This window comes from Burkholderia sp. IO2 (assembly GCF_029522185.1).
GTDB classification, from domain to species: domain Bacteria; phylum Pseudomonadota; class Gammaproteobacteria; order Burkholderiales; family Burkholderiaceae; genus Burkholderia; species Burkholderia cenocepacia.
In genome coordinates, this window is sequence record NZ_JAKWFH010000029.1 from 48,957 (window position 1) to 75,174 (window position 26,218).

The 26,218-nt window shown below is 70.1% G+C and carries 17 protein-coding genes and 2 riboswitches; of the genes, 12 read left to right on the top strand and 5 right to left on the bottom strand.

Annotated elements, in window-relative coordinates; all coding sequences use genetic code 11:
• The first annotated feature begins 1 nt into the window (after position 1).
• The 9 genes from MMB92_RS19630 (at position 2) to MMB92_RS19670 (ending at position 13,649) form a co-directional block, all read left to right on the top strand.
• Complete coding sequence (locus MMB92_RS19630; RefSeq protein WP_062910650.1) at positions 2-5,011, top strand: non-ribosomal peptide synthetase; 5,010 nt, start codon at positions 2-4, stop codon at positions 5,009-5,011.
• Complete coding sequence (locus MMB92_RS19635; protein ID WP_048986557.1) at positions 5,001-6,038, top strand: GNAT family N-acetyltransferase; 1,038 nt, start codon at positions 5,001-5,003, stop codon at positions 6,036-6,038. The genes MMB92_RS19630 and MMB92_RS19635 overlap by 11 nt, the downstream gene beginning before the upstream one ends.
• 32 nt (positions 6,039-6,070) lie before the next feature.
• The gene (locus tag MMB92_RS19640; RefSeq protein WP_062884538.1) at positions 6,071-7,447 is read left to right on the top strand and encodes a lysine N(6)-hydroxylase/L-ornithine N(5)-oxygenase family protein; all 1,377 of its coding nucleotides are present in this window, start codon (positions 6,071-6,073) and stop codon (positions 7,445-7,447) included.
• A 22-nt stretch (positions 7,448-7,469) separates the two neighbouring features.
• Positions 7,470-9,737 (top strand): TonB-dependent siderophore receptor, encoded by a 2,268-nt coding sequence (locus tag MMB92_RS19645; RefSeq protein ID WP_059723575.1) that lies wholly within the window; start codon positions 7,470-7,472, stop codon positions 9,735-9,737.
• Positions 9,738-9,823: 86 nt separating this feature from the next.
• The gene (locus tag MMB92_RS19650) at positions 9,824-10,663 is read left to right on the top strand and encodes a N(5)-hydroxyornithine transformylase PvdF (protein ID WP_034201792.1); all 840 of its coding nucleotides are present in this window, start codon (positions 9,824-9,826) and stop codon (positions 10,661-10,663) included.
• Positions 10,663-11,679, top strand: a complete 1,017-nt coding sequence (locus MMB92_RS19655) for a GNAT family N-acetyltransferase (RefSeq protein ID WP_062911432.1) — start codon at positions 10,663-10,665, stop codon at positions 11,677-11,679. The genes MMB92_RS19650 and MMB92_RS19655 overlap by 1 nt, the downstream gene beginning before the upstream one ends.
• 157 nt (positions 11,680-11,836) lie before the next feature.
• Positions 11,837-13,000, top strand: coding sequence for a M20 aminoacylase family protein (locus MMB92_RS19660; RefSeq protein ID WP_077190866.1), 1,164 nt, complete (start codon positions 11,837-11,839; stop codon positions 12,998-13,000).
• 114 nt (positions 13,001-13,114) lie between these two features.
• Complete coding sequence (locus MMB92_RS19665; protein WP_021033199.1) at positions 13,115-13,360, top strand: type II toxin-antitoxin system ParD family antitoxin; 246 nt, start codon at positions 13,115-13,117, stop codon at positions 13,358-13,360.
• Positions 13,350-13,649, top strand: a complete 300-nt coding sequence (locus MMB92_RS19670) for a type II toxin-antitoxin system RelE/ParE family toxin (RefSeq protein WP_021033200.1) — start codon at positions 13,350-13,352, stop codon at positions 13,647-13,649. Before MMB92_RS19665 ends, MMB92_RS19670 begins: the two co-directional genes overlap by 11 nt.
• 90 nt (positions 13,650-13,739) lie before the next feature.
• Here MMB92_RS19670 and MMB92_RS19675 read toward each other — a convergent pair whose 3' ends face one another.
• From MMB92_RS19675 to MMB92_RS19695, 5 genes are all read right to left on the bottom strand, one after another.
• Complete coding sequence (locus MMB92_RS19675; protein ID WP_200063501.1) at positions 13,740-15,044, bottom strand: cobyrinate a,c-diamide synthase; 1,305 nt, start codon at positions 15,042-15,044, stop codon at positions 13,740-13,742.
• A gap of 2 nt (positions 15,045-15,046) precedes the next feature.
• The gene (gene cobO / locus MMB92_RS19680; RefSeq protein ID WP_006476035.1) at positions 15,047-15,649 is read right to left on the bottom strand and encodes a cob(I)yrinic acid a,c-diamide adenosyltransferase; all 603 of its coding nucleotides are present in this window, start codon (positions 15,647-15,649) and stop codon (positions 15,047-15,049) included.
• A 35-nt stretch (positions 15,650-15,684) separates the two neighbouring features.
• On the bottom strand, positions 15,685-16,062 hold the full coding sequence (locus MMB92_RS19685) for a cobalamin biosynthesis protein (RefSeq protein ID WP_048986553.1): 378 nt from the start codon (positions 16,060-16,062) through the stop codon (positions 15,685-15,687).
• Complete coding sequence (gene cobA, locus MMB92_RS19690) at positions 16,059-16,808, bottom strand: uroporphyrinogen-III C-methyltransferase (RefSeq protein ID WP_200063504.1); 750 nt, start codon at positions 16,806-16,808, stop codon at positions 16,059-16,061. Before cobA ends, MMB92_RS19685 begins: the two co-directional genes overlap by 4 nt.
• Before the next feature lie 168 nt (positions 16,809-16,976).
• Positions 16,977-17,214: riboswitch (cobalamin riboswitch) on the bottom strand.
• A gap of 69 nt (positions 17,215-17,283) precedes the next feature.
• Positions 17,284-19,422, bottom strand: a complete 2,139-nt coding sequence (locus tag MMB92_RS19695) for a TonB-dependent siderophore receptor (protein WP_077190196.1) — start codon at positions 19,420-19,422, stop codon at positions 17,284-17,286.
• 152 nt (positions 19,423-19,574) lie between these two features.
• Positions 19,575-19,841: riboswitch (cobalamin riboswitch) on the top strand.
• A gap of 329 nt (positions 19,842-20,170) precedes the next feature.
• On the opposite strand from MMB92_RS19695, the gene cobW reads away from it, so the two are divergent.
• From cobW to MMB92_RS19710, 3 genes are read left to right on the top strand one after another with little or no spacing between them, the layout of a single operon-like run.
• Positions 20,171-21,259 (top strand): cobalamin biosynthesis protein CobW, encoded by a 1,089-nt coding sequence (gene cobW / locus MMB92_RS19700; RefSeq protein ID WP_077190195.1) that lies wholly within the window; start codon positions 20,171-20,173, stop codon positions 21,257-21,259.
• A gap of 6 nt (positions 21,260-21,265) precedes the next feature.
• Complete coding sequence (cobN, locus tag MMB92_RS19705) at positions 21,266-25,075, top strand: cobaltochelatase subunit CobN (protein ID WP_077190193.1); 3,810 nt, start codon at positions 21,266-21,268, stop codon at positions 25,073-25,075.
• Positions 25,072-26,157 (top strand): ATP-binding protein, encoded by a 1,086-nt coding sequence (locus tag MMB92_RS19710; protein WP_006484023.1) that lies wholly within the window; start codon positions 25,072-25,074, stop codon positions 26,155-26,157. Before cobN ends, MMB92_RS19710 begins: the two co-directional genes overlap by 4 nt.
• Positions 26,158-26,218: the final 61 nt, after the last annotated feature.

Genomic DNA, 26,218 nt, shown 5'->3' on the forward strand with positions numbered 1-26,218 from the left:
GATGACGAAGGTGCAACCCGACTGGCTCGCGCTCGCGACGCGTTTCGCGCAACTGCCCGACGCGCAGCGCGCGGTCTTCATCGACAAACTCGGCGCGGCCGGCATCGACTTTCGCGTGCTGCCGATCCCGCCGCGCACGCCGCGTACCGACCGCGTGCCGGCGTCGTTCGCGCAGACGCGGCTGTGGCTGCACGCGCGGCTGATCGATGCGCCGGACGCGTATCACATCACCGAGCGCCTGGCGCTGACGGGCCCGCTCGACGTACATGCGCTGCGCCTCGCGTGCGACGCACTGATCGCGCGCCACGAAGCGCTGCGTACGACTTTCGACGAAGCGCAGGACGGCGTCGCGCAGACGATCCACGCACCGCTGCGCTGCCCGTGGCGCGAAACCGATCTCGAAGCGTTGCCGGACGCGCAACGCGTAGCGCGCGCGGAAGCCGTCGCGACGGCCGACGAGGCCGAACCGTTCGATCTCGGCACGGCGCCGCTCGTGCGCGCGCATCTGGTGCGCTTCGACGCGACGCATCACTGGCTCGCGCTGACCGTCCATCACATCGTGTCGGACGGCTGGTCGTCGGGCGTGATGCTGTCCGAACTCGCCGCGTTCTATCGTGCGTATGCGTCGGGCGAACCGGTGCCGCTCGCGCCGTTGCCGATCCAGTATGCCGACTACGCGCTGTGGCAGCGCCGCTGGCTCGATGCCGGCGAGCGCGACCGTCAGCTCGCGTTCTGGCGCGAACGGCTCGATCCGCAGCGCGGTGTGCTGACGCTGCCCGGCGCGAGCGCCCGGCCGGCCCGGCGCAGTGCGCGCGGCGCGCGTCATGTGTTTTCGCTCGACGCGCGCCTCGGCGCGCAGCTGCGCGCGTTCGCGGCCGCATCCGGCGCGACGCCGTTCGCGGTGCTGCTCGCCGCGCTCGATGCGCTGCTGGCGCGCGCGACCGGCGACGCGCGGATCTGCGTCGGCGTGCCGGCCGCGAACCGCGAGCGCGCGGAAGTCGCCGGCCTGATCGGCTTCTTCGTCAACACGCTGGCGATCGACGTCGACGTGCCCGCGCACGGCGATTTCTCGTCGCTGGTCGAACGCACGCAGCGCGCGCTCGTCGACGCGCAGATGCACCAGGACGTGCCGTTCGAACAGGTGGTCGACGCGCTCGGCGTGCCGCGCAGCGCGAGCCACCATCCGCTGTTCCAGGTGATGGCCGCGTATGGCGAACGCCGCGCGCTGCCGGCGCTCGGCGCGGCGTCGGCCGCGTTGCTGCCGTCCGGCACGCCGTCCGCGAAGTTCGACCTGACGCTGTCCGTCGAAGCGACGCCGGACGGCACCTTCGACGCCGCCTTCATCTACGCGCTCGACCTGTTCGATGCGGACGCGATCGCACGGCTGGCCGCGCGCTTCGTCACGCTGCTGACCGATGCGCTCGCGCGTCCCGATCTGCCGATCGGCGATCTCGACTGGCTGCCGGCCGACGAACGTGCGCAGCTGTTCGCATGGAACGCGTCGGCCGGCGCGACCGATGCCGAGCCGTTCGTGCCGGTGCATGCACGCATCGCCGCGCATGCGCACGCACGGCCCGACGCACGCGGCGTCGCCGACGTCGATCGCGCGTTGACGCGCGGCGAAGTCGATGCCCGCGCGGCGCGCCTCGCGCGCCATCTGGTGGCGGCCGGCGTGCGGCCCGAGATGCGCGTCGGCGTCGCGCTGCAGCGTTCGGTCGACCTGCTCGTCGCGCTGATCGCGGTGCTGAAGTCGGGCGCCGCGTTCGTGCCGCTCGATCCGGCGCATCCGCGCGAACGGCTCGCGCAGATCGTCGGCGACGCGAACATCGCGCACGTGCTGACCGACGGCGCGAGCGCCGCGTCGTTGCCCGAATTGCCGGAACTGCGCGTGTGGCGCGCGGACGCAATCGATACGCTCGACGAAGCCGCGCACGTCGCGCTGCCGGACGTGCTGCCCGGCCATGCGGCGTATGCGATCTACACGTCGGGTTCGACCGGCAAGCCGAAGGGTGTGATCGTCGACCACGCGTCGTTCGCCCTGCATTGCGCGGCGATCGCCGAGCGCTACGGCGCGGGCGAGAACGACGTGTTCCTGCTGTTTCAGTCGGTCAATTTCGACGGCGCGCACGAAGGCTGGTTTTCGCAATACATGTCGGGCGCCGCGGTGTCGGTGACGGCCGACGTGCTGTGGCCGCCCGCGCAGACCTGCGCGATGATGATGCGCGACGGCGTGACGATGACCTACGTGCCGCCCGGCTGCGCGGCACAGCTCGCCGAATGGGCGCTCGCGCACGGCGCACCGCCGACGCTGCGTTCGCTGACCGTCGGCGGCGAGGCGACGTCGCGCGAGGCGTTCGCGATGCTGCGCCGCGCGCTGCCGAATGTGCGCGTGGTCAACGGTTACGGCCCGACCGAAACGGTCATCACGCCGACGCTGTGGATGTTCCGGCCCGGCGACGATCTCGCGAAACTCGGCGATGCCGCGTATCTGCCGATCGGCACGCTGGTCGGCGCGCGCACCGCGCACGTGCTCGACGCGCGGCTGCATCCGCTGCCGGTCGGCGTGATCGGCGAACTGTACCTGGGCGGCGAGGGCATCGGCGTCGCGCGCGGCTATCTCGATCGCCCGGCGCTGACGGCCGAGCGTTTCGTGCCCGATCCATACGGCGCGCCGGGCGCGCGGCTGTACCGTACCGGCGACCTCGTGCGGCGCCGCGCGGACGGCGTGTTCGATTTCATCGGCCGCGTCGATCACCAGGTGAAGCTGCGCGGCCTGCGCATCGAACTCGGCGAAATCGAAGCGCAGCTCGCCGCGCACGACGCGGTGCGCGAAGCCTGCGCGGTCGTGCACGGGCAGGGCGCGCTCGCGCAGCTCGTCGCGTATGTCGAATTGACCGCGGAGGCGCAGGCGGCCGCGCAGCCGGTCGAAGCCGCGACGCTCGACGCGCACCTGCGCCGCACGCTGCCCGATTACATGGTGCCCGCGCAACTGATCGTGCTCGATGCGCTGCCGCGCAACGCGAACAGCAAGGTCGACCGTGCGCGGCTGCCGGCGCCGGTGCGTGTCGAACGCGCGTACGAGGCGCCGCACGACGGCGACGAAGCCGCGCTCGCGGCGATCTGGTGCGACGTGCTGAACCTGGAACGCGTCGGCCGCGGCGATCACTTCTTCGATCTCGGCGGCCATTCGCTCGCGGCCGTGCGTGTCGCGACGCGCGTGGCCGAACGGCTCGGCCGCGACGTGCCGGTGCGTGCGCTGTTCGAGGCGCCCGTGCTCGCGCAATACGCGCGGCAGGTGGCCGATGCGCCGCGCGCCGCGCATACCGGCGCCACGGCGCCAGGCGTCGCCGTGGTCAAACCGGACGCCCACGGCGTGTGGCCGCTGTCGCCCGCGCAGCTCGGCCTGTGGTTCCTGTGGCGCGCGCAGCCGGACAGCGCCGCGTACAACATTCCGGTTGCGTTGCGCGTGCGCGGGCCGCTCGATGTCGATGCGCTGCGCGCCGCGTTCGCGGAGGTGGCCGCCGGGCATCCGGCGCTGCGGGCACGGCTCGTCGTCCGCGACGGCGCGCTGCCGGGCCAGCGGATCGACGCAGACGTTGCCGTCGCGCTGCCGGTGATCGACCTGTCGACGCAAGCCGATGCACTGGCCCGCGCGGCCGCGCTGACCGATGAGGATGCGCTCGCGCCGTTCGACCTCGCGACCGACGCGCCGCTGTGGCGCGCCCGCGTGCTGCGGCTCGCGGCGGACGATCACGTGCTGTCGGTGACGATCCACCACATCGTGTCGGATGGCGAATCGATCGAGCTGTGGCTCGACGCGGTGCGCGCCCGCTATGTCGCCCGCGTGCAAGGCAGCGCCGTGCCGGCCGACGAAGCCGATCAACCGGCCGTCCAACTGGCCGTCCAACCGGCCGTCCCGCTCGTGCTCCCCGCGCCGTGCCATCCGGCGCGTGTCGCGTACTGGCGCGATGCGCTCGCCGATCTGCCGTCGCGCGTGCTGCCACAGCGCGCCGACGCGCCGGCGGTGCCGCAATGGCGCGCGGCCCGCATCGCGTTCGAATTCGATGCGCAGCTGATTCGCGCGGCACGCGACGCCGCGTCGGCCTCGCACGCGACGTTGCCGATGCTGCTGCACGCGGCGCTCAACACCGCGCTGTTCCGCGCGACGGGCGTGGCCGACCAGCCGGTCGGCGTGCTCGCGTCGACGCGCGAGCTCACCGGCGACGCGGCCCGCGCGGCGCTCGGCCTGTTCATCAACTCGGTCGTCGTGCGCACGCGGATCGACCCGGCCGCGCGCCGCGCGGACGTGCTCGCGCAGGTGCGCGACACGGCGCTCGCCGCGTATGCGCATGCCGACGTGCCGTTCGCCGACGTCGTGGCCGCGCTGCGCGCGCCGCGCGCCGCGCAGGCCAATCCGCTGTTCCAGGTGATGTTCAACTACCTGCGCCCGACCGGTGCCGCCGCACGCGACTGGGCCGGCCTGTCGCTGACCGAATTCGACGACGTGCGCCATCGCGTCGTGTTCACGCTGGAGCTGGACGTCGTCGAGCATCCGGACGGCCGCGTGAGCGCCGCGTTCTCGTATGCGGACGAACTGCTCGCGCGCGACTTCGTCGAGGCGCTCGTCGAGCTGTACCACGACGAAGTCGCGCGTTTCGCCGGCGCGTCGGAAGCGGCGCTCGGCGCGCCCGATGCCCGTGCAGCCGCGCAGGCTGCGTTCGGCGCCCACGCCAACGCGGTAACGCGGCCCGACGCCATGCCGTCGCATGCGGCCGCCGTGCTCGCCGCGCTGTGGTCGGACACGTTCGCGACGGCCGCCCCCGAGCCCGATGCGGATCTGTTCGAAGCCGGCGCGACGTCGTTCGACGTCGTGCGCTTCGTCGACGCGGCCGGCCGCGCCGGTCATGCGCTGACGGTCGCCGACGTGTTCGCGGCGCCGACGCTCGCGGCACTCGGCGCGCGGCTCGACGCCCAGGCGGAAACGGGGCAGGAGGCGCGCCATGCTGGCTGAGGTCCGTCCGGACGGATTCACGATGCTCGATACCTACCGCCTCGCATTCGCGGACGGCCTGTTCGCCGTGCGCGACGGCGCGGAAATCCGCGTCGCGCACGGCGACGGCATCGGCGCGCAGTTGCTGCGCGCGCAGCTCGGCGACGACGGCGCGCTGCGCCTCGTCGCCTACAACCATCGCGCGGCGCCGGCCGACCAGCGGCGGGCGCTGCTGGCCGCACTGGCCGCGGCGTTTTCGGACAGCGCGTGCCACGCGGCGATCCGGCTCGACCCGGCCGCCTGGCCGGCGGTCGCGCTCGACGCGCTGCGTGCGAGCGGCGTGCTCGCCGACGGCGGCCGCTGCCTGCGCGATGGCTGGGCGCAGCAGGCCGACCTGTGGCGCGTCGGTCTGCATTTGCCGTGCGCGACGCTGCCGACGATCACCGACGGCCGGCGTCATCCGCGCCGGCCGCCCGCGCCGCGCGGCGAGGTCTACGCGCGCGACCTGCCGGCGCTCGGCGTGCGCTTCACGCTGCGCGGCTGGCAGCCGGTGGAGGACGCGGAGCGGCTCGCCCGCTGGTTCGACGAGCCGCGCGTGCGCGACGGCTGGCCGGGCGCACCGCCCGCGCAACGCGGCGCGGAAGACCGGCAGTTGCAGGAAGCCGATCCGCATGTGACGCCGCTGATCGGCTGTTTCGACGGCGAGCCGTTCGCGTATTTCGAGGCGTTCTGGCTGAAGGAGGACGCGCTCGGGCCGCACGTCGCGGCGCGCGACTACGACCGCGGGCTGCGGATGCTGGTCGGCGAGTCGCGCTGGCGCGGCCCGCACCGCGTGGCCGGCTGGCTGCCGTGCGTCGTGCATTACCTGTTTCTCGACGACCTGCGTACCGAAGCGGTCGGCTGTGCCGTGCCGGCCGGCCACACGCGGGTTGCCGACCATCTCGCGCGGCATGGCTTCGCGCGGCAGCGCCGTCTCGCGCTGGCCGACGCACAGCCGCTGTGGATGCGCACGCTGCGCGAGACGTTCTTCTCCGGCCGTCACGTCTGACGGGCCGGATTCACCGACAAGGGAGCTGAGACATGCAGAGAGAAACCGTATTCGACCTGATCGGCGTCGGCTTCGGGCCGTCGAATCTGGCGCTGGCCGTGCGCCTCGCGGAGCGCGGCGGCGCGCACACGCTCGCCCATTGCTTCGTCGAGCGTCAGCCGGCATTCGGCTGGCATCGCGGGATGCTGCTCGACGACTGCCGGATGCAGATCTCGTTTCTGAAGGATCTCGTCACGATGCGCGATCCGAAAAGCCGCTACACGTTCATCAACTACCTGTTCGAACGCGGCCGGCTGAACGAATTCGTCAACCTGAAGAACTTCTATCCGACCCGCGTCGAATTCCACGACTACCTGAGCTGGGTAGCCGACGCGTTCGACGATCGCGTCCACTACAGCGAAACGGTGCTGGGAATCGAGCCGGTGCGCGGCGACGGCGCGAGGATCGACGCGCTGCGCGTGCTGTCGCGCGACGCGGCCGGCCACGAGCGCCAGCGCGTCACGCGCGCGCTGTCGGTCGGCGTCGGCGGCACGCCGGCGATTCCCGATGCGTTCGCCGCGCTCGGCCGCGACCGCATGATCCATTCGTCGTCGTACCTGACCGACATCGACCGGCTCGTCGCGTCGCCCGACGGCGAGCGCCGCCGCGTCGCGGTGATCGGCGCGGGGCAGAGCGCGGCCGAGGTGTTCATCGACCTCGCGCGCCGTTTCCCGCACGTCGACGCGAACCTCGTGATGCGCGCCGGCGCCCTGAAACCGGCCGACGACAGCCCGTTCGTCAACGAAATCTTCAGCCCCGAATTCACCGACGTCGTCTACGCGCAGCCGCAGGACGCGCGTCGCGCGCTGCTCGAGCGCTATCGCGACACGAACTACGCGGTGGTCGACCGGCCGCTGATCGAACAGATCTACGAAATGCTGTACCTGCAGCGCATCGACGGCACGCCGCGTCACGCGCTGCTCGCGAACAGCGCGATCGAGGCCGCGGTGCGCACCGCCGACGGCCGTATCGAGCTGACGCTGCGCGACCGGATGAGCGGCGCCACGCGCGTCGAGCGCTTCGACGCGCTCGTGCTCGCGACCGGCTACCGCCGCGACACGCATTCGGCGCTGCTCGAAGGGCTCGCGCCGCACCTGGGCGATGCGCTCACGCGCGGCGACGTGACGCGCGACTACCTGCTCGCGACGCCCGAGCACTTCGCGCCGCGCATCTACCTGCAAGGCTGCTGCGAAGACAGCCACGGCCTGTCCGACACGCTGCTGTCGGTCCTGGCGCGCCGTGCGGACGAAATCTGCGCGTCGCTCGAAAACGGGATCGCGCCCGCGCACGATGAAGGCGTGGCCCGGGCCACGCACGAAAAACGACTGAATAACGGGGTGAGCGCAGGCCGGATGGCTTTCGCTCTTTGACAAAGGCGCGGTCGGAGACCGCATGAAAAAACTGGAGCAGAAGAAGATGGAGTGGGCAACAGGCACGCGTTTGCGTGCGATCGCAGCCGCGGCAAGCGTGGCGTTCGGTACGGCGGCGGCAGGGCACGCATACGCCCAGACGGCGCCGGCCGTGAACGCGGGCGCCGCGGCGTCGGCCAGCAGTGCGCAAAACGGCGCGACGACGAATCCGTCGACCGGCGCGCAAAACGGCACGCTGCCGGCGATCACCGTCAACGCGGCCTCGGCAGGAGACGGCACGGTCGGGCTCGTCGCGAAGCGCAGCACGACCGGCACCAAGACCGACACGCCGCTCAACGAGATCCCGCAGACGATCAACGTCGTCACCGCGCAGCAGATCGAGATGACCGGCGCCACCGACGTGAACGCGGCGCTGCGCTACGTGCCGGGCTTCTCGTCGTACGGTTCGGACAACCGCTCCGACTGGTACGCGGCGCTGCGCGGCTTCACGCCGACCGCCTACGTGAACGGGCTGCAGGTGCCGAACACGATCAACCTCGCGAGCTGGCGCGTCGATCCGTACATGATCGACAGCATCAGCGTGCTGCGCGGGCCGACCTCGGTGCTGTACGGCGCGGGCGATCCGGGCGCGATCATCGACGTGCACACCAAGCTCGCCGACGGCGAGCGCGTGCGCGAAGCGGGTGTGCAGATCGGCAACTATGCGCGCAAGCAGTTCATGATCGACGTCGGCGACAAGCTCGACCCGGACGGCAAGTATGCGTACCGGTTCGTCGGCGTCGCACGCGACGGCAACGCGCTGACCGGCCCGAACAACGACCAGCGCGTCGCGCTCGCGCCGTCGTTCCGCTGGCGCCCGGACGCCGATACGTCGCTGACGCTGTCCGCGACCTACCTGCAGGACTGGGGCGACATCTCGTCGAACTTCCTGCCCGCGCAGGGCACGGTGCTGCCGAACCCGAACGGCCAGATCAACAAGGACATCTACGAAGGCGACGGCAACTTCAACTACTACCGCAAGAAGCAGTGGTCGATCGGTTACCAGTTCGAGCGCAACCTGACGCCGGCCTGGACGTTCCGTCAGAACACGCGCCTGATGCACCTGTCGCTCGACAATGCGTCGGTGTTCGCCAACGGCTTCGCCGGCGACAGCCTGACCGACGTATCGCGCTGGGCCGGCCTGTTCCAGATGAACTACAGCCGCTTCGACATCGACAACAACCTCGAGGGCCGCTTCGCGACGGGCCCGCTGCAGCATACGCTGCTGCTCGGCTTCCAGTACAACCGCCAAACCGCGACCGACAGCGAATGGCTCGCCGCCGCGCCGACGCTGAATCTTTACAACCCGGTGTATACGCCCGTCACGATGGGCGTGTTCTCGGATCCGGACGCCACGAGCCGCACCAACACGTACACGACGATGAACACGTTCGGGCTGTACGCGCAGGACCAGATCAAGTGGAACCGCTGGACGCTGACGCTCGGCGGCCGCGAGGACTGGGTCAACATGCGGCAGGACGACCGCGCGGCGGGTACGTCGACGAAGGCGGACGTCACGGCGTTCACCGGCCGCGTCGGCCTCACGTACCAGGGCGATTACGGGCTGTCGCCGTACATCAGCTACGCGACGTCGTTCAATCCGCTGATCGGCGTGAACCTGCTCGGCGGCGGGCTGCCGCAACCGACGCGCGGCAAGCAGATCGAAGCCGGCCTGCGCTGGCAGCCGCCCGGCAAGAACCTGATGCTGAACGCGGCGATCTACCAGATCAACCAGACCAACGGGATCACGCCGGCGCTGCCGAGCCAGGATCCGGGCGGCACGAAGTCGGTGCAGTCGGGCGAGGTGCGCTCGCGCGGGATCGAGCTGAGCGCGACCGGCAAGGTCACGCCGAACCTGTCGGTGGTCGCGTCCTATGTCTACCAGGACGTGAAGGTCATCCAGGCCAACGACGTCTCGCTGAACAACTGGCCGGTCGACATTCCGCGGCCGCGCCAGATGGCGTCGCTGTGGACCGACTGGACCTGGCACACGGGGCCGCTCGCCGGCTTCGGCCTCGGCGGCGGCATTCGCTACCAGAGCGCGTCGGCCGGTGCGGCCGACAACTCGCTGACGGTATCGAGCGTCACGCTGTTCGACGCGGGCGTGCATTACGACACGCGTAACTGGCGCTTCGCGGTGAACGGGACGAACCTGTTCAATCGCCACTACATCAGCGGTTGCCAGTCGACGAACGTCTGCATTTTCGGGACCGACCGCACCGTGATCGCGACCGCGAAATACAACTGGTGACGTCGCGCGCCGCGGCGCGCCGGCCGGCCTCGCGGCCGGTGCAGGTGGGCCGCGGCGCCGTCGTCCGCTTTTTCCACGACGCATCCATGCCGAAGAAAAATCTCGTCTACATCCAGTCGCTGCGCAACGGCGCGGCCGATCGCGCCGGCCAGCCGGTCGCTTATCGCGGCGGCACGCGCTACATGAAGGCGCCGCTCGAATTCCTCGTCGAGCGCCTGAACGATTCGCCGCTCGGCGAACGCTACACGCTCCAGGGCGTGATCGTCGACGACGACGAAGGCTCGCCTGCCGACCGCGCGAAAGTGGCCGACTACGGGTTCGCACGCACGCCGGGCCGCCCGTGGATCCTGCCGGAAGGCCTGACGGTGCAGGGCCGGCCGGTCGACGCGCTGTTCTGTTCGATCCCGTCGACGTACCGGCGGCTGCCGCGCGACGCACGTGAGCGCGTGGCCGGCAAACAGGCGTTCGAGCGCCGCCTGCTCGAGCGCCTGCTGGAACTCGACGCCGACATCGTCGTGCTCGACGGGCTGCTCGTGATCCTCGACGAACTCGTGCGGCCGGGCGCGCGCTTTCACCGGCGCATCGCGAACATCCACCCGGGCATCACGGCCGACGGTTCGCCGTACCAGCGGCGCGGCGCATGGGCGACGCTCGACGCGCTGCACGGTGCGCGCGGCGAACGCGTCGACTGGGCCACCGGCGCGACGTCGTCGATCGAACCCGTGACGATGACGGGTGCGTCGTTCCACTACGTCGACAACGGTATCGATTCCGGCGAGGTGATCTGCGACGTGCTCGACACGCCGATCGCGCCGGACGACACGATTCTCGAGCTGCGCTGGAACAACTTCCAGCGCAGCCTGTTTCCGGCGCTCGAGCGCGGGCTGCACGTCCTCGCCGATCGCCATGACGCGGGAGCATGCTGATGCAAGACACGCTGACGAAACCGGCCGGCGCAACCGACGCCGTCGAAGGTGAAGTGGCCGCGGCGCTCGACAGCGCCGCGCACGGGCAGGCGGCGGCCATCGTCGAGCATGCGCTCGACGCGTGGCGGCCCGACGACGCGCCGGACGCGCTGCTCGCGACGTTCGTCGCGCTGTTCAACACCGACACGCGGCACGACGCGGCGACGATCTCGGTGCCGCTCGGCGGCGCCGATGCGACGGCCGTCGCATCGTACGTCGCGCGGGCGGTGCGCGAAGGCGTGATCGACGGCGCGCAGGTCGCGGGCGACACGCTGCGGCTCACCGTGTCGCGCACGACGTTCTGGCAGAACCCGCGGCCGTGGCTGAAGGCGCCCGCGTCGGGCGGAATGCCGCTGCGCTACGCGATCACGAACGGCCATCGGCATCCGGTGCGGCCGCCGTCGCCGGCCGGCGAGATCTATGCGCGCAGCATGCCGCAGGTCGGGATGACGTTCAGCCTGCGCACCGTCGACATCGACGCCCACGCGGACCTGTTCAGCGGCTGGATGAACCTCGACCGCGTCGCGCATTTCTGGGACCAGCGCGGCACGCGCGACGAGCACGCGGCGTATCTGGCCGAACGGCTGGCCGATCCGCACATGCACCCGATGATCGGCTATTTCGACGACACGCCGTTCGGCTATTTCGAGTTCTACTGGGCGAAGGAGGACCGCCTCGCGCCGTTCTACGACGCGCACGACTACGATCGCGGGCTGCACCTGCTGATCGGCGATTCGCGTTTCCAGAGCGCCGGCAAGCTGCACGCATGGTGGAGCGGGGTGTTGCACTACATGTTCGTCGACGAACCGCGTACGCAGCGGCTCGTCGGCGAGCCGCGCGTCGATCACGTGCGGCATATCGCGTACATGCACCGGCTCGGGTTCTACACGCTGAAGGAATTCGATTTCCCGCACAAGCGCGCGGCGCTCACGGTGATCGAGCGCGATACGTTCTTCGACACCTTCCGGTTGCCGTGACGGGGCGGGGCGCGCGGCGTCGATGCGACGGCGTGCGCGGCCTTGCAACGGGTGGCAACCATGAGTTGCCGCCGCGACGACTTTCCGTCTGCCCGGTTGCTGCCGAATCGACTATCGTTGCCTGCATGTTCCCCATCGCACATCAGGAGACGACACCGTGACGCACAGCGTGATCCCCGCAGGCCTCGCCGACGAAATGATCGAGATCCGGCATCGCATCCACGCCCATCCCGAGCTGGGTTTCGAGGAATTCGCGACGAGCGATCTCGTCGCGGGGCAGTTGCAGTCGTGGGGCTACACCGTGCATCGCGGGCTCGGCGGCACCGGCGTCGTCGCCCAGTTGAAAGTCGGTGACGGCAAGCGGCGCCTCGGCCTGCGCGCCGACATGGACGCGCTGCCGATCCACGAGACGACGGGCCTGCCGTACCAGAGCACGATCGCGGGCAAGATGCACGCATGCGGCCACGACGGCCATACGGCGATGCTGCTCGCGGCCGCGAAGCACCTCGCGCGCGAACGCCGCTTCTCGGGCACGCTGAACCTGATTTTCCAGCCGGCCGAGGAAGGGCTCGGCGGCGCCAAGAAGATGCTCGACGAAGGGCTGTTCGAGCAATTTCCGTGTGACGCGATCTTCGCGATGCACAACATGCCGGGCTTCCCGACCGGCAAATTCGGCTTCCTGCCGGGCTCGTTCATGGCGTCGTCGGATACCGTCGTCATCGACGTGCAGGGCCGCGGCGGTCACGGCGCGGTGCCGCATCGGGCGATCGATCCGGTCGTCGTGTGCGCGCAGATCGTGCTGGCGCTGCAGACGATCGTGTCGCGCAACGTGTCGCCGCTCGACATGGCGATCATCACGGTCGGCGCGATCCACGCGGGCGAAGCGCCGAACGTGATCCCCGATCGCGCGCAGATGCGCCTGTCGGTGCGCGCGCTGAAGCCCGACGTGCGCGACCTGCTCGAAACGCGCATCAAGGAGGTCGTGCATGCGCAGGCGGCCGTGTTCGGCGCGAGCGCGACGATCGACTACCAGCGCCGCTACCCGGTGCTCGTGAACGATGCGGAGATGACGGCGTTCGCGCGCGGCGTTGCCCGCGAATGGGTCGGCGAAGCCAACCTGATCGACGGCATGGTGCCGCTCACCGGCAGCGAGGATTTCGCGTTTCTGCTCGAGAAGCGGCCGGGGTGCTACTTGATCATCGGCAACGGCGACGGGGAGGGCGGCTGCATGGTGCACAACCCCGGCTATGACTTCAACGACGCGGCGTTGCCGACCGGTGCGTCGTACTGGGTGAAGCTGGCCGAGGCGTTTCTGGTGTGACTGAGGATGCGAGACATGCGGCACCGGGCCGACTATCGGCCCCGCTTTGGAGGAGCGGAACGAGAAATGTACCAAAAATTGGTATATGATGGCCGCATCTAAAGGAGGTGACTCATGTCGCGAAACACATCCGTTTCCCTTGGCGATCACTTTGCAGAATTTGTCGATGCGCAGGTGCGATCGGGACGATATGGTTCCGCAAGTGACGTCGTGCGAGCCGGGTTGCGGCTCCTCGAATCACACGAAACGCAAATGCGTGCATTGCAGGAAGCATTGAAGGCGGGTGAAGGGTCGGGGACGCCCAAGCCCTTCGACAGCGAGGCCTTCCTGGCCCGCATGCGGGCCACGCATGGCGGTTAAAGGCAGACAACTTCGGCTGACCCCGTTGGCTGAATGCGATCTTGAAGACATTTGGCGCTATACCGCCGAGCATTGGTCGCCTGAGCAGGCAGAGCACTATTACCGCGATCTGATTGGCACCATGGAAGCGCTGGCGCGCGGCAAAAAAGCGGGGCGGATTTGCGTTGTTCGCGACGGATATTTTCGCTACCCCGCTGGTTCTCACGTTGTGTTCTATCGCGAAACGGATGAAACCATCGACGTCATCCGTGTCCTGCATCAACGGATGGACATCGAACGACATCTGTAGCCTCGCACGTCGGATGCCGTAATCGCTGCAAAGCGCTGCTCGATACCGACAGCATTGCGCCACGTCGACGCGGACACGGCACCGATCAGTCTAGAACGCTTCCCCACTGAACAACGCCACGACCGCATCCGGATTCGACGGCCAGTACATGTGCATGTACGTCGCGACGATCGCGCCGCTGCGATAGACGGCTTCGCCGCTGCCGGCCTTGCCATCGGGGCGGGCGGCGGTCGCGACCGGCACCAGCCGCGTTTCCAGCCGCGAATAGTGAAACGTATGTCCGCGCATCGGTCCGGTGCGCGTATCGAGTTGCTGCATGCCGAGCGCCGCGAACCGGCGCTGCATCGTCGCATGGCCCCGAAGCACGCCGAGCATCGGCGTCGTCAAGCCGTCCACGTCGGTCAGCGATTCGCACAGATACACCATCCCCCCGCATTCCGCGACGATCGGCCGGCCGGCTGCCGCATGCGCGCGAATCGTCCGTGCGGTCGCGGCATTCACGGCCAGCGTCGCCGCATGCAGTTCCGGATAGCCGCCCGGCAAAAACAGCGCGTCGCAATCGTCAGGCACGGGTTCGTCGGCAAGCGGCGAGAAGAACCGCAGCACCGCACCGAGCGCATCGAGCAGCACAAGGTTCGCCGGATAGATGAACGAAAACGCCGCATCGCGCGCCACCGCGATCCGCTTGCCGGCCAGCGCACGCGGCAGCGGCGCGGCCACGTCCGGCTCCGCGAACGCGACGGCCGGCGGTAACTCGGCCAGCGCCGTCTGCGCGAGCACATCGGCCGCGCGCTCGAGCCGCGCGTCGAGATCGTCGATGTCGGCCGGCTGATGCAGGCCGAGATGGCGCTCCGGCAGCGCGATGCCCGCATCGGCCGGCACGTGGCCGAGCCAGCGCAGATCCGCGGGTAGCGCCTGTTGCAGCAGCTCCGCGTGCCGCGCCGAGCCGACGCGGTTGGCCAGCACGCCGTGAAACGGCAGCCCGGGCCGGAACCGTGCGAGCCCGAACGCGATTGCCGCGAACGTCTGCGCCATCGCCTTCGCCGAAATCACCGCGACGACCGGCACGCCGAACGCGGCCGCGAGATCGGCGCTGCTCGGCGTGCCGTCGAACAAGCCCATCACGCCTTCGATCAGGATCAGGTCCGCGTCGCGCGCGGCGTCGGCGAGCAGCGCCCGGCAACCGGCCTCGCCGACCATCCCGAGGTCGAGCGCATGCACCGGCGCGCCGCTTGCCCGTTCGAGCAGCATCGGATCGAGGAAATCGGGCCCGGTCTTGAACACGCGTACGCGACGGCCGAGCCGGCGGTGCAGCCGCGCGAGGCCGGCCGTCACCGACGTCTTGCCCTGGCCGGACGCGGGCGCGCTGACGAACAGCGCGGGGCAGGCCGGCATGCTCAGAACTCCACGCCGCGCTGCGCCTTCACGCCTTGCTCCTTGTACGGATGCTTGACGAGCCGCATTTCGGTGACGAGGTCGGCCGCATCGATCAGCGCATCGGGCGCGTGCCGCCCGGTGACGACGACGTGCACCGACTCCGGACGCGCGACGAGCGTGGCGAGCACTTCGTCGAGCGGCAGGTATTCGTACTTGAGCACGGTGTTCAGCTCGTCGAGGATCACCATCCGGTAGTCGCCGCTTTCGATCATCCGGCGCGCCTCGTCCCAGCCCTTGCGCGCGGTCGCGATGTCGGCGTCGCGGTTCTGCGTGTTCCACGTATAGCCGTCGCCCATCGTCACGAAATCGCATTCCGCGACCGCGCCGAGGAAGTCGCGCTCGGACGTATGCAGCGCCCCCTTGATGAACTGCACGACACCCAGCCGCATGCCGTGGCCGAGCACGCGCACGGCCATCCCGAACGCGGCCGTGCTCTTGCCCTTGCCGTTGCCGGTGTGGACGATCAGCAGGCCTTTCTCCTGGGTGGCGGCGGCCTGCTTTTTCTCGTGGCCGGCGCGGCGGCGTTCGGCCATCCGCTGATGGGATTCGGAATCGGTCTTCATCGGGAATCGTCCTGTCGAAAGCGAAACAAGGGTTTTCAGAGCGGGCCGGCGAGCGCGACCGTCACGCCGTCCCGGATGGATTTGGGGCCGAGCAGCCGGCCATGCGGCGCGGCGAGCTGCGCGCACGGCTCGGCCACGCCCGCGATGCCGAAGCGGGCCAGCGCGGCGTCCGACGGGCCGCTCGCGGCCAGTTCCGGACGACTCGCGAGTTGCGCCGCGTCGAACGCGACGAGCGGCCAGCCGCGGCGCGCGCACAGCGTGCGCAGCGCACGGGCGCGAGCCTTGTCGACGAGCGTCGCGACGAGCGCCGGTTCGGCGGCCGGATAGCGCGCGAGCGCGGCGCGGATCGCGGCATCGAGTTGCGCGACCGTGACGCCGGCGCGAAAACCGACACCGAGCGCGACGCGCATCATGCGTGGCCGCCGAGCGCCGCACGCACCGCCGGATCGTCGGCGAGCGCCGCGACGCGGCCGATCACGACGATCGCCGGCGATCCGATGCCGGTTTCGCCGACGCGCGCGACGAGCGTATCGAGCGTCGCGTGGACGTGGCGCTGTTCGGGCCGCGTGGCGTTCTCGATCGCCGCGCACGGCGTGTCGCCGGGCAGGCCGCCGTCGCGCAACGCCGCGGCAATCGCGTCGAGCCGGCGGATGCCCATGTAGACCACGATCGTCATGCGTGTGGCCGCGAGCGCGCGCCAGTCGGGCTCGTCGGCCCCCGCGCCGTGGCCCGTGACGAAGATCACGCCCTGCGCGTCGCCGCGGTGCGTGACCGGGATGCCGAGCGCGGCCGGCGCGGCGATGCCCGCGGTGATGCCGTTGACGACCTCCACCGGAAAGCCCGCCGCGCCGAGCGCGATCAGCTCCTCGCCGCCGCGGCCGAACACGAACGGATCGCCGCCCTTGAGCCGTGCGACGCTGCGGCCCGCGCGCAGGTGCGCGAGCATCGCGGCGACGATCGCTTCCTGCGGCGTCGACGCATGGCCGCCACGCTTGCCGACGTGCTCGATCAGCGCATCGGCGCGCGCATGGCGCAGCACGTCGGGGTTCACGAGATCGTCGACGAGCAGCACGTCGGCCGCGCCGATCGCGCGCACGGCCCTGAGCGTCAGCAGATCGGCGTCGCCGGGGCCGGCGCCGACGAGCCAGGCGCGGCTCATCGCGCGCGGCACGGCGCGCACCGTGTCGAAACAGTGGAACAGGGAAGGCGGGCGGCGCATCGGCGGCCGGCGGACAGGCAGTGCATGGCGGATCGGGCGAAACCCGCGCGAACGCGGGGGAATGCGCACCCGGTCCGTCCCCCGCGGATCGGGCGTTCGGCGAGCAGCGCGCTCGCCCCTTGCGTCGGCCGGTATCCGGGCTGGCCGCTTGCCAGACCGCAGCCTTCCCGCCCGGTCGAAGGGCAGTGGCATCGCGGGCGGCCTGGGCGCACGCGCGAGGAAGCGCGCGGCGCGGGCGGCGTACCGTTGCGGGGACAGCACAGGCCGGGCGGATGTCCGCCTCCTGTTTCCCGTTTAACTGCATGCACCGAATGCGCATGCGAGCACCGAACGCGGCGCATACGATAGCACAGGCCTGCAACGCGCAAGCCGCCCGGCGGAGCGGCTGCGCGGGGCGCCGGCGCCGCCCGCGAGGTCAGAACTTGTATGCCGCCGTCAGCGTGAACGTGCGTGGCGCGCCGGGCACGATCTGCGCGAGGCCCGTCGCATTCGCGTAGTAGTCGCGATCGGCCAGGTTGACGGCCGCCAGCGTCACCTCGAGGTCGCGCGTGCGATAGCCGGCCTTGCCGTCCCAGCGAAGGTACGCGGGCAGTTCGAGCAGGTTGTCGCGATCGGCGTAACGCGCGCCCTCGTACACGACCCCGAGTTCGGCGAAAAACCCGCGCAGCGGCGCATGGCTGACGAACAGGCTGCCGTTCGACGCCGACACGCCCGCCGAGCGCTTGCCCGCATACTTCGGCTCGGCGTCGACCACCCGCGCGTGTTGCCAGCCGATGCCGCCGCGGACGAACCAGTCGCCCGTGAGCCGGCCGGCGACGCCCAGTTCCAGGCCACGATTGCGTTCGAGGCCGGTGAGGTCGAAAAAACCCGGGCGAACCGGGTCGGCGATGCGGCGGTTGTACAGGTCGAGCTGAAACAGCGCGAGCGTCGTGCTCAGCGCGCCATCGCGCCAGTCGCTTTTCACGCCGATCTCGTATTGGCGCGTGTATTGCGGGCCGAGATCGTTGGCGTTGCCGCGCGCGTCGGGCGTGATGCCGATCAGGTCGCCGCCGACCGGCGCGAAGTTCTTGCTGTACGACGCATACAGGCTGTGCGCGCCGACCGGCGACCATACGACGCCGAGCCGCGGGCTCCATGCCGTCGTCGTGCGCCGCGCATGCAGACCGTTCAGCGCGTTGGTCGAATCGACGTCGAAACGTTCCGCGCGCAGGCCGCCGAGCAGCTTCCACGCTCGCCCGAGGTCGACGCGATCCTGCGCGAACAGCGCGTAGTCGCTGACACGGTGGCGGTTCATCGCGTACGGGCGCGGCGTCGAGCCGACGAGGGCGAAGCGATCCGGTCCGGTCACCGGAACCGGCGCCGCGTCGGCCTGCCAGAGCGCCGGCGTGCGCTTCTGCCACCCGTATTCGATGCCGAACAGCAGGTGATGCAGCGCCGGACCGGTCGCGACCTTGCCGCCCAGTTCGACGCCGGTCTGCACGTTGAGCTGCGTCATGTCCTGCAGGTAGCGTGCGCGTTGCACGTGCCGGTAGTCGCGCGGCTTCGCGACGTAGCTTTGCGTGACGTAGGTATTGTCGAAGGTGCTGCGCAAATCCAGCACGCCGAGCGTATGGCGCAATTCCCAGTCGCCGTCGAGCGCATGCGTGAAGACCGAGCGCCAGTTCATGGTCTCGTCGCGGATCGTGTCGCGGCCCGCCGCGCCGAAGAAGGTTGCGCGTGGCGCGGACGGCAGCGAGAACGCGAGCGGCTTGCCGGCCGCATCGACGGCGGCGACCGGCGCCGGCATGCCGCGATCGGGCACGCGTCGGTACGTGTCGTATTCGAACTGCAGCAGCCAGCTTCGCCGCGCGTCGTGCCACTTGATCGACGGCGCGACGAACTGACGCGTACCGTCGACGTGGTCGCGGAAGCTGCCGGCGTGTTCGTGTCCCGCATTGAGCCGCATGCTCCACGCGCTGGACAGCATCCGGTTGAGATCGACCGACGCGCCGAGCCGTCCGTAGCTGCCGGTCGTCGCCGACACATGTCCGAAGTTTTCCGGCAACGGCTGCTTGGTGATCCGGTTGATGACGCCGCCGCCGCTGCCGCGCCCGTACAGCGCGGCAGCCGGCCCCTTCAGCACCTCGACGCGTTCGATGTTGCCGAGGCTGCGTACGTATTGCGCATCGTCGCGCATGCCGTCGAGCAGCAAGTCGCCCGCGCTGGAAAAGCCGCGAATGCGGAACGAATCGAAGCGCGTGTCCGACGTATTCGACACACCGGGCACGCCGGCCAGTGCGTCGGCAAGCGTGCGGCCGCCATAGGACAGCGTTTCCTCGACCGAGACGCTGTCGATGGTTTGCGGTACGTCGCGCGGATCGCTCGCGGTGCGGGTCGCCGTGCTCACGCTTTCCGCACGCGGATCATTCGGATGACGGCGGCTGCGCACCTCGACCGCGGGCAGTTCGTCGTCGAACTCGGCCGCCGCGGCGGGGCAGGAAGCAACGCCGGCAATCGAGCACAGCGACAGGGCCAGCACAGGAAAACGCCGCCCGGATATCTGTCGTTTCGACATGGAAATTTGAGGATGACTGAGTGATTGCCTCACATGGCCGTTGCGCGGTGGTTCGTGTTGTTCTCGGGTGAAGTTTATCTCGTGTGATTGAAAACGACAATCATTCGCGTTCGTCGCCCGTCGCTCGCCTTGACGCTCCCCGCACCGCCGCCTACACTCGCACGCGTTTTGGTGCTCGCGCGCGCCGCTCCGGCGTGCGCAGTTAAACGGGAAACAGGGAGCCTGCCTGCGCCGCAGTCGAGCCAACCTGTGCTGCCCCCGCAACGGTAAGCGAACGCGTCGCGCGCAAGCGCCACGCAGCGCCGCTTCGCCGCATGCCGCGCGCATGCGGACGACCGCCACTGGATGCCGCGCGTATCCGGGAAGGCGAAGCGGCGTGTTCGTCAGCCCGGATACCGGCCTAAACGTTGGGGTTCAGCGCCGCGGGGAGGCGGCGCATCGTCCACGGCCGCCGCAGGCCCGACGCCCGGTGTTTCCCGCTGTTTGCCCCGATCCGCCCGCCGCGCGAACGCGCCCGGGCCGGCACGGCGAACGGCAGGCGACACGGGCTACGCACGCGGCAGCCGTGTTGGCATTCACGATGTCGACCGTTCGCAAGGAAGCACCATGTCCGATTCGTTGTCCCGCCCGCCGCGCGGCTGTCCGCGCGGATCACGCGGCGAGCTTCCCGCGCACCGCCCGCTGAATTGCCGCGTCGCCGCCGACGCGACGATCCCGTCCTGATTCCCTCTTCGACACCGGACCTACCATGACCCTACGCAAGCTGCCCGTCACGATCGTCACGGGCTTTCTCGGCAGCGGCAAGACGACGCTGATGCGCCACATCCTGCAGCACGCCGAAGGCCGCCGCATCGCGGTGATCGTCAACGAATTCGGCGAGCTCGGCATCGACGGCGAAATCCTCAAGGGCTGCGGGATCGGCTGCGACGATGCCGACGGCGCGCAGGGCGAGGCAACGGGCCAGCTGTACGAACTCGCGAACGGCTGCCTGTGCTGCACCGTGCAGGAAGAGTTCTATCCGGTGATGGAAGCGCTCGTCGAGCGCCGCACGGACATCGATCACGTGCTGATCGAGACGTCGGGCCTCGCGCTGCCGAAGCCGCTCGTGCAGGCGTTCAACTGGCCGACGATCCGCAACAGCTTCACGGTCGACGCGGTCGTGACCGTCGTCGACGGGCCGGCCGCCGCGAGCGGCCAGTTCGCGGAAAACCCGCAGGCCGTCGACGCACAGCGCCGCGCCGATCCGAACCTCGACCACGAATCGCCGCTGCACGAACTGTTCGCCGATCAACTGTCGTCCGCCGATCTCGTGATCGTGAACAAGGCCGACCTCGTCGGCGACGCCGAGTTCGCGCAGATCGAAACCGCGATCCGCGACGAAATCCCGCCGCAGGTCAAGATCGTGCGCGCGACGCGCGGCGAGCTCGACCTCGCGCTGCTGCTCGGCCTCGAATCGGCGTCGGAGGAAACGATCCACCTGCGTCACGACCATCACGGCTCGGCCGACGACGGCGATCACGATCACCATCACGACGATTTCGATTCGGTGGTGGTATCGGGCGACGCCGGCACGCGCGAAGCGACCATCGCCGCGCTGCAACGTGTCGTCGAAGCGCACACGATTTACCGCGCGAAGGGCTTCGCCGCGCTGCCCGGCGCGCCGATGCGGCTCGTGATCCAGGGCGTCGGCCGCCGCTTCGACAGCTATTTCGACCGCCGCTGGCAGGACGGCGAAACCCGCGCGAGCCGCTTCGTGCTGATCGGCGAGGATCTCGACGCGGCCGCGCTGCAACGCGCGTTCGACGCCGCGTGCGCGGCCGAGCCGCAACAGGCGTAACGCACGATGCATCTGCTGCGTACCACGCCGGGCGGCTTCGTCGACGATACGCAGGGCGTCGTCCGGATCGACCAGCAGCCGGCCGACATCGTGATCCTGAGTTCGGCCGACACGACGCTGTCGCTGCTCGCGAGCGTCGTGCCGCACTTGCCCGAAGGGTTCCCGAGCGTGCGGCTCGCGAACGTCACGTTCCTGCGCCAGCCGGCGTCGGTCGATTTCTACGTCGACGACGTGCTGCGGCACGCGAAGACGGTCGTGATCGATCATCTCGGCGGCGAAGCGTACTGGCCGTACGGGATCGAGCAGGCCGTGTCGCTCGCGTCGAAGCGCGGGCAGCAGCTCGCGATGTTCTCGGGCGACCTGCAGGAGGACCCGAACCTCGTCGCGAAGAGCACGGTCAGGCCCGAGCTGTGCCGGCTGTGGTGGCGCTATCTGCGCGAAGGCGGCGTGCACAACGCCGACGCGCTGTTGCGCAGCATCGCGTTTCACACGTTCGGCTTCGGCGACGAACCCGAACCGCCGCGGCCGCTGCCCGCCGCCGCGCTGTATCACCCGGCGCGCGACCGCGCGAGCGTCGACGACTGGCGATCGCGCTGGACGCCCGGCGCGCCGGTCGTCGCGATCCTGTTCTATCGCGCGCACTGGCAGGCCGCCAACACGGCGGTGTTCGACGCGCTGGCCGACGCACTGATCGACCACGGGCTGAATCCGCTGCCGATCGCGGTGACGTCGCTGAAGGACGCGGTGAGCCGCGAGGTCATCACGCAGCTCTGCGACACGCACGGCGTCGCGCTCGTGCTGAATACCACCGCGTTCGCGGCCGGCGCGATCGACAGCCCCGAGCCCGACGTGCTGGCCGGCGACGCGCCGGTGCTGCAGGTGATCCTGTCCGGCGGCAATCGCGACGCGTGGGTGGCCGACAACCAGGGCCTGCACGCACGCGACATCGCGATGCACATCGCGCTGCCCGAAGTCGACGGGCGCATCGTCACGCGCGCGGTGAGCTTCAAGGGGCTCGCGTATCGCTGCCCGCATACCGAGGTCGACGTCGTGCGCTACCAGCCGGATGCGGAACGGATCGCGTTCGTCGCGGCGCTCGCGCGCGGCTGGTGCCGGCTGCGCACGCTCGATAACGCCGACAAGCGCATCGCGCTGATCCTCGCGAACTATCCGCAAAGCGAAGGGCGGATCGGCAACGGCGTCGGGCTCGATACGCCGGCCTCCGCGCTGCGCGTGCTCGCGGCGCTGCGCGACGCGGGCTACACGGTGGCCGACCTGCCGCCCGACGGCGACGCGCTGATCGCGCAACTCACCGAAGGCGTGACCAACGATCCCGCCGTGCGCACGCTGCGTCCCGCGTTTCAGAGTTACGCGCTGGCCGACTACGTCGCGCGTTTCGCGCGGCTGCCGGCCACCGTGCGGGATGCGCTAAACGCACGCTGGGGGCCGCCTGAAGCCGATCCGACGCTGAGGCAGCAGCGCTTCACGATCGCCGGCTGGCGCGCGGGCAACGTGTTCGTCGGCATCCAGCCGTCGCGCTCGCGCGGCGAGAACGACTACGCGAGCTACCACGATGCGGATCTCGTGCCGCCGCATGCGTATCTCGCGTTCTATTTCTGGCTGCGCGATGCGTATCGCGTCGACGCGGTCATCCATCTCGGCAAGCACGGCAATCTCGAATGGCTGCCGGGCAAGAGCGTCGCGCTGTCCGACGCGTGCTGGCCCGACCTGACGCTCGGGCCGCTGCCGCACCTGTATCCGTTCATCGTCAACGATCCGGGCGAGGGCAGCCAGGCGAAGCGCCGTGCGCAGGCCGTGATCGTCGATCACCTGATGCCGCCGCTCACGCGCGCGGAAAACTACGGCCCGCTGCAGGATCTCGAACGGCAGGTCGACGAATACTACGAAGCGCTGATGGTCGATGCGCGGCGCGCGAAGCTGTTGCGCAAGACGATCCTCGCGACGATCGCCGAGCATCGCCTGCACGACGAACTGAGCGTATCGCCGCCGCGCGATGCGGGCGACGAGGATGCACTGCTCACGCGGGTCGACGCGTGGCTGTGCGAGTTGAAGGAAGCGCAGATTCGCGACGGGCTGCACGTGTTCGGCGCGTCGCCGGTCGCGCGCCAGCGGCGCGACACGCTGCTCGCGCTCGCACGCTTTCCGGTCGGCGACGGCAAGGGCGAACGCGCCGGGCTGATCGGCGCACTCGCGCGCGATCTCGCGCTCGGCGACGCTTTCGATCCGCTCGCGGCCGACTGGGCCGCGCCGTGGACCGGGCCGCGGCCGGCCGTCCTGCAAACGCTCGACGCGTCGCCGTGGCGGCATGCGGGCGATACGCGCGAGCGGCTCGAACGGCTTGCGCAGCATTGGCTCGACGCCGTGTGCGGAGCCGCGTCCGACGAACCCGGTATCGACATGCCGCCGCCCGGCGCATGGCGGCATACGCTCGCGGTGCTCGAACGCGTGCGCACGATGCTGCTGCCCGCCCTCGACGCGTGCGGCGGCGAGGAAATGCGTCAGCTGCTGCGCGGGCTCGACGGCCGCTTCGTGCCGCCGGGGCCGAGCGGTTCACCGTCGCGTGGCCGTCCCGACGTGCTGCCCACCGGCCGCAACTTCTACTCGGTCGATACGCGCGCGGTGCCGACGCAGGCCGCGTGGTCGCTCGGGTTGAAATCCGCGCAGCAGCTGATCGAGCGTCATCTGCAGGATCACGGCGACTATCCGCGCGCGATCGGGCTGTCGGTGTGGGGGACGGCGACGATGCGCACCGGCGGCGACGACATCGCGCAGGCGTTCGCGCTGATCGGCGTGCGCCCGAAATGGGCGCACGGCAGCCATCGCGTGACCGACTTCGAGATCCTGCCGATCGAGATCTTCGACCGGCCGCGCATCGACGTGACGCTGCGCGTGTCGGGCTTCTTCCGCGACGCGTTCCCGAACCTGATGCACCTGTTCGACGCGGCCGTGCAGGCCGTTGCCGCGCTCGACGAACCCGAAGCGTTGAACCCGATTCGCGCACGCATCGAGCGCGAACGCGGGAAGTGGATCGCGCAGGGCGTGGCGCCCGACGAAGCGCGCCGGCGCGCCGGCTGGCGCGTGTTCGGCGCGCGGCCGGGCAGCTACGGCGCGGGCCTGCAGGACCTGATCGACCAGCGCCGCTGGCAGACCGACGCCGATCTCGCGGACGCCTATCGTCAATGGGGCGGCCATGCGTACGCGCAAAACAGCGCGGGCGACGCCGCGGCCGACGTGTTCGGCGAGCGGCTGGCGACGATCGACGTCGTCGTGCAGAACCAGGACAGCCGCGAGCACGACATCCTCGATTCGAACGACTACTACCAGTTCCAGGGCGGGATGACGGCGGCCGTGCGGCACCTGTCCGGGCAGCAGCCGAGCATCTACCACGGCGACCATGCGAACCCGGTCGCGCCGAAGATGCGCACGCTGCGCGAGGAGATCGCCCGCGTGATCCGCTCGCGCGTCGTCAACCCGAAATGGCTCGACGGCGTGAAGCGTCACGGCTACAAGGGCGCGGCCGAACTCGCGGCGACCGTCGACTACCTGTACGGCTATGACGCGACCGCGCGCGTGCTGTCCGATCACCAGTACGCGCTCGTCGCCGACGCGTACCTGTTCGACGACGCCACCCGCGCGTTCCTCGAACGGCACAACCCGAAGGCGCTGCACGGCATCTGCGAACGCTTCGTCGAAGCGATGCAGCGCGGGCTGTGGCAGCAGCCGGGCCCCTATCGCGAGCGGATCGAAGCGGTCTGGCTCGCCAGCGAACAACGCCAGGAAGGAGGGCGGCGATGACCGATCCGACGACGCCCCGCGCCCGCGCGGTTTTTCCGTTTGCGGCGCTCGTCGCGCAGGACGCGTTGCAGCAGGCGCTGCTGCTGGCCGCGATCGACCCGTCGCTCGGCGGCGTGCTCGTCAGCGGCCCGCGCGGCACCGCGAAATCAACGGCCGCGCGCGGCCTCGCCGAGTTGCTGCCGGAAGGGCAGTTCGTCACGCTGCCGCTGTCGGCGAGCGACGAGCAGGTGACGGGCACGCTCGATCTCGCGCATGCGCTGGCCGAAAACGGCGTGCGCTTCCGGCCCGGCCTGCTGGCGCGCGCGCATCTCGGCGTGCTGTACGTCGACGAAGTGAACCTGCTCGCCGACGGGCTCGTCGATACGCTGCTCGACGTCGCCGCGAGCGGCGTGAACATCGTCGAGCGCGATGGCGTGTCGCACGCGCACGATGCGCGTTTCGTGCTGGTCGGCACGATGAATCCCGAGGAGGGCGAGCTGCGCCCGCAGTTGCTCGACCGCTTCGGGCTGATGGTCGAGCTCGAGAACTGCTTCGACGCCGCCCAGCGCGAGCGGATCGTGAAGGCGCGGCTTGCGTTCGATCTCGATCCGGATGCGTTTCGCGCGCGTCATGCGGCGGCCCAGCGGGCGCTCGCGGACCGGATTCATGCGGCGCGCGGGCGGCTGCCGGCGCTGGATTTCGACGATGCGGTCCATGCGCGCGTCAGCGCGCTGTGCATCGACGCGGCCGTCGACGGGTTGCGGGCCGATCTCGTGATGCTGCGCGCCGCGCGCGCGCTGGCCGCGCTGGAGCAGGCCGACGCGGTGACGGTGTCGCATGTGGCGCGCGTGGCCGAAGCCGTGCTGCGGCACCGGCGCCATGCGGGGCCGCCGTCGTCGCAGCAGTCGTCGCAGCACGATGACGAACGCGACGATCGTTCGCCGCCGAACCCGCGCCAGCGGCCCGACGACCGGCCGGGCGAGACCGGCGACACGAAAGGCGATGCGTCCGCATCGCAGGGCGACTGGGGCTACCTGCCGCCCGAACCGGCCGGGCTGCGCGACGTGAAAAGCGTGGTGCCGCTGCCGCTAAAAAAACGCTGAGCCATCGAGCCGGCGCCGCCGCGAACGCGATTCGCGGTCCTCGATGGCAGTCAGGCGCAGC

Coding starts and splice junctions, on each gene's coding strand:
- cobN (WP_077190193.1), top strand. CDS start 21,266: ATGCATCTGCTGCGTACCACGCCGGGCGGCTTCGTCGACGATACGCAG.
- MMB92_RS19665 (WP_021033199.1), top strand. CDS start 13,115: ATGTCGCGAAACACATCCGTTTCCCTTGGCGATCACTTTGCAGAATTT.
- MMB92_RS19635 (WP_048986557.1), top strand. CDS start 5,001: ATGCTGGCTGAGGTCCGTCCGGACGGATTCACGATGCTCGATACCTAC.
- MMB92_RS19630 (WP_062910650.1), top strand. CDS start 2: ATGACGAAGGTGCAACCCGACTGGCTCGCGCTCGCGACGCGTTTCGCG.
- MMB92_RS19670 (WP_021033200.1), top strand. CDS start 13,350: ATGGCGGTTAAAGGCAGACAACTTCGGCTGACCCCGTTGGCTGAATGC.
- MMB92_RS19710 (WP_006484023.1), top strand. CDS start 25,072: ATGACCGATCCGACGACGCCCCGCGCCCGCGCGGTTTTTCCGTTTGCG.
- MMB92_RS19695 (WP_077190196.1), bottom strand. CDS start 19,422: ATGTCGAAACGACAGATATCCGGGCGGCGTTTTCCTGTGCTGGCCCTG.
- MMB92_RS19645 (WP_059723575.1), top strand. CDS start 7,470: ATGAAAAAACTGGAGCAGAAGAAGATGGAGTGGGCAACAGGCACGCGT.
- MMB92_RS19685 (WP_048986553.1), bottom strand. CDS start 16,062: ATGATGCGCGTCGCGCTCGGTGTCGGTTTTCGCGCCGGCGTCACGGTC.
- MMB92_RS19650 (WP_034201792.1), top strand. CDS start 9,824: ATGCCGAAGAAAAATCTCGTCTACATCCAGTCGCTGCGCAACGGCGCG.
- MMB92_RS19675 (WP_200063501.1), bottom strand. CDS start 15,044: ATGCCGGCCTGCCCCGCGCTGTTCGTCAGCGCGCCCGCGTCCGGCCAG.
- cobW (WP_077190195.1), top strand. CDS start 20,171: ATGACCCTACGCAAGCTGCCCGTCACGATCGTCACGGGCTTTCTCGGC.
- MMB92_RS19655 (WP_062911432.1), top strand. CDS start 10,663: ATGCAAGACACGCTGACGAAACCGGCCGGCGCAACCGACGCCGTCGAA.
- MMB92_RS19640 (WP_062884538.1), top strand. CDS start 6,071: ATGCAGAGAGAAACCGTATTCGACCTGATCGGCGTCGGCTTCGGGCCG.
- cobA (WP_200063504.1), bottom strand. CDS start 16,808: ATGAGCCGCGCCTGGCTCGTCGGCGCCGGCCCCGGCGACGCCGATCTG.
- cobO (WP_006476035.1), bottom strand. CDS start 15,649: ATGAAGACCGATTCCGAATCCCATCAGCGGATGGCCGAACGCCGCCGC.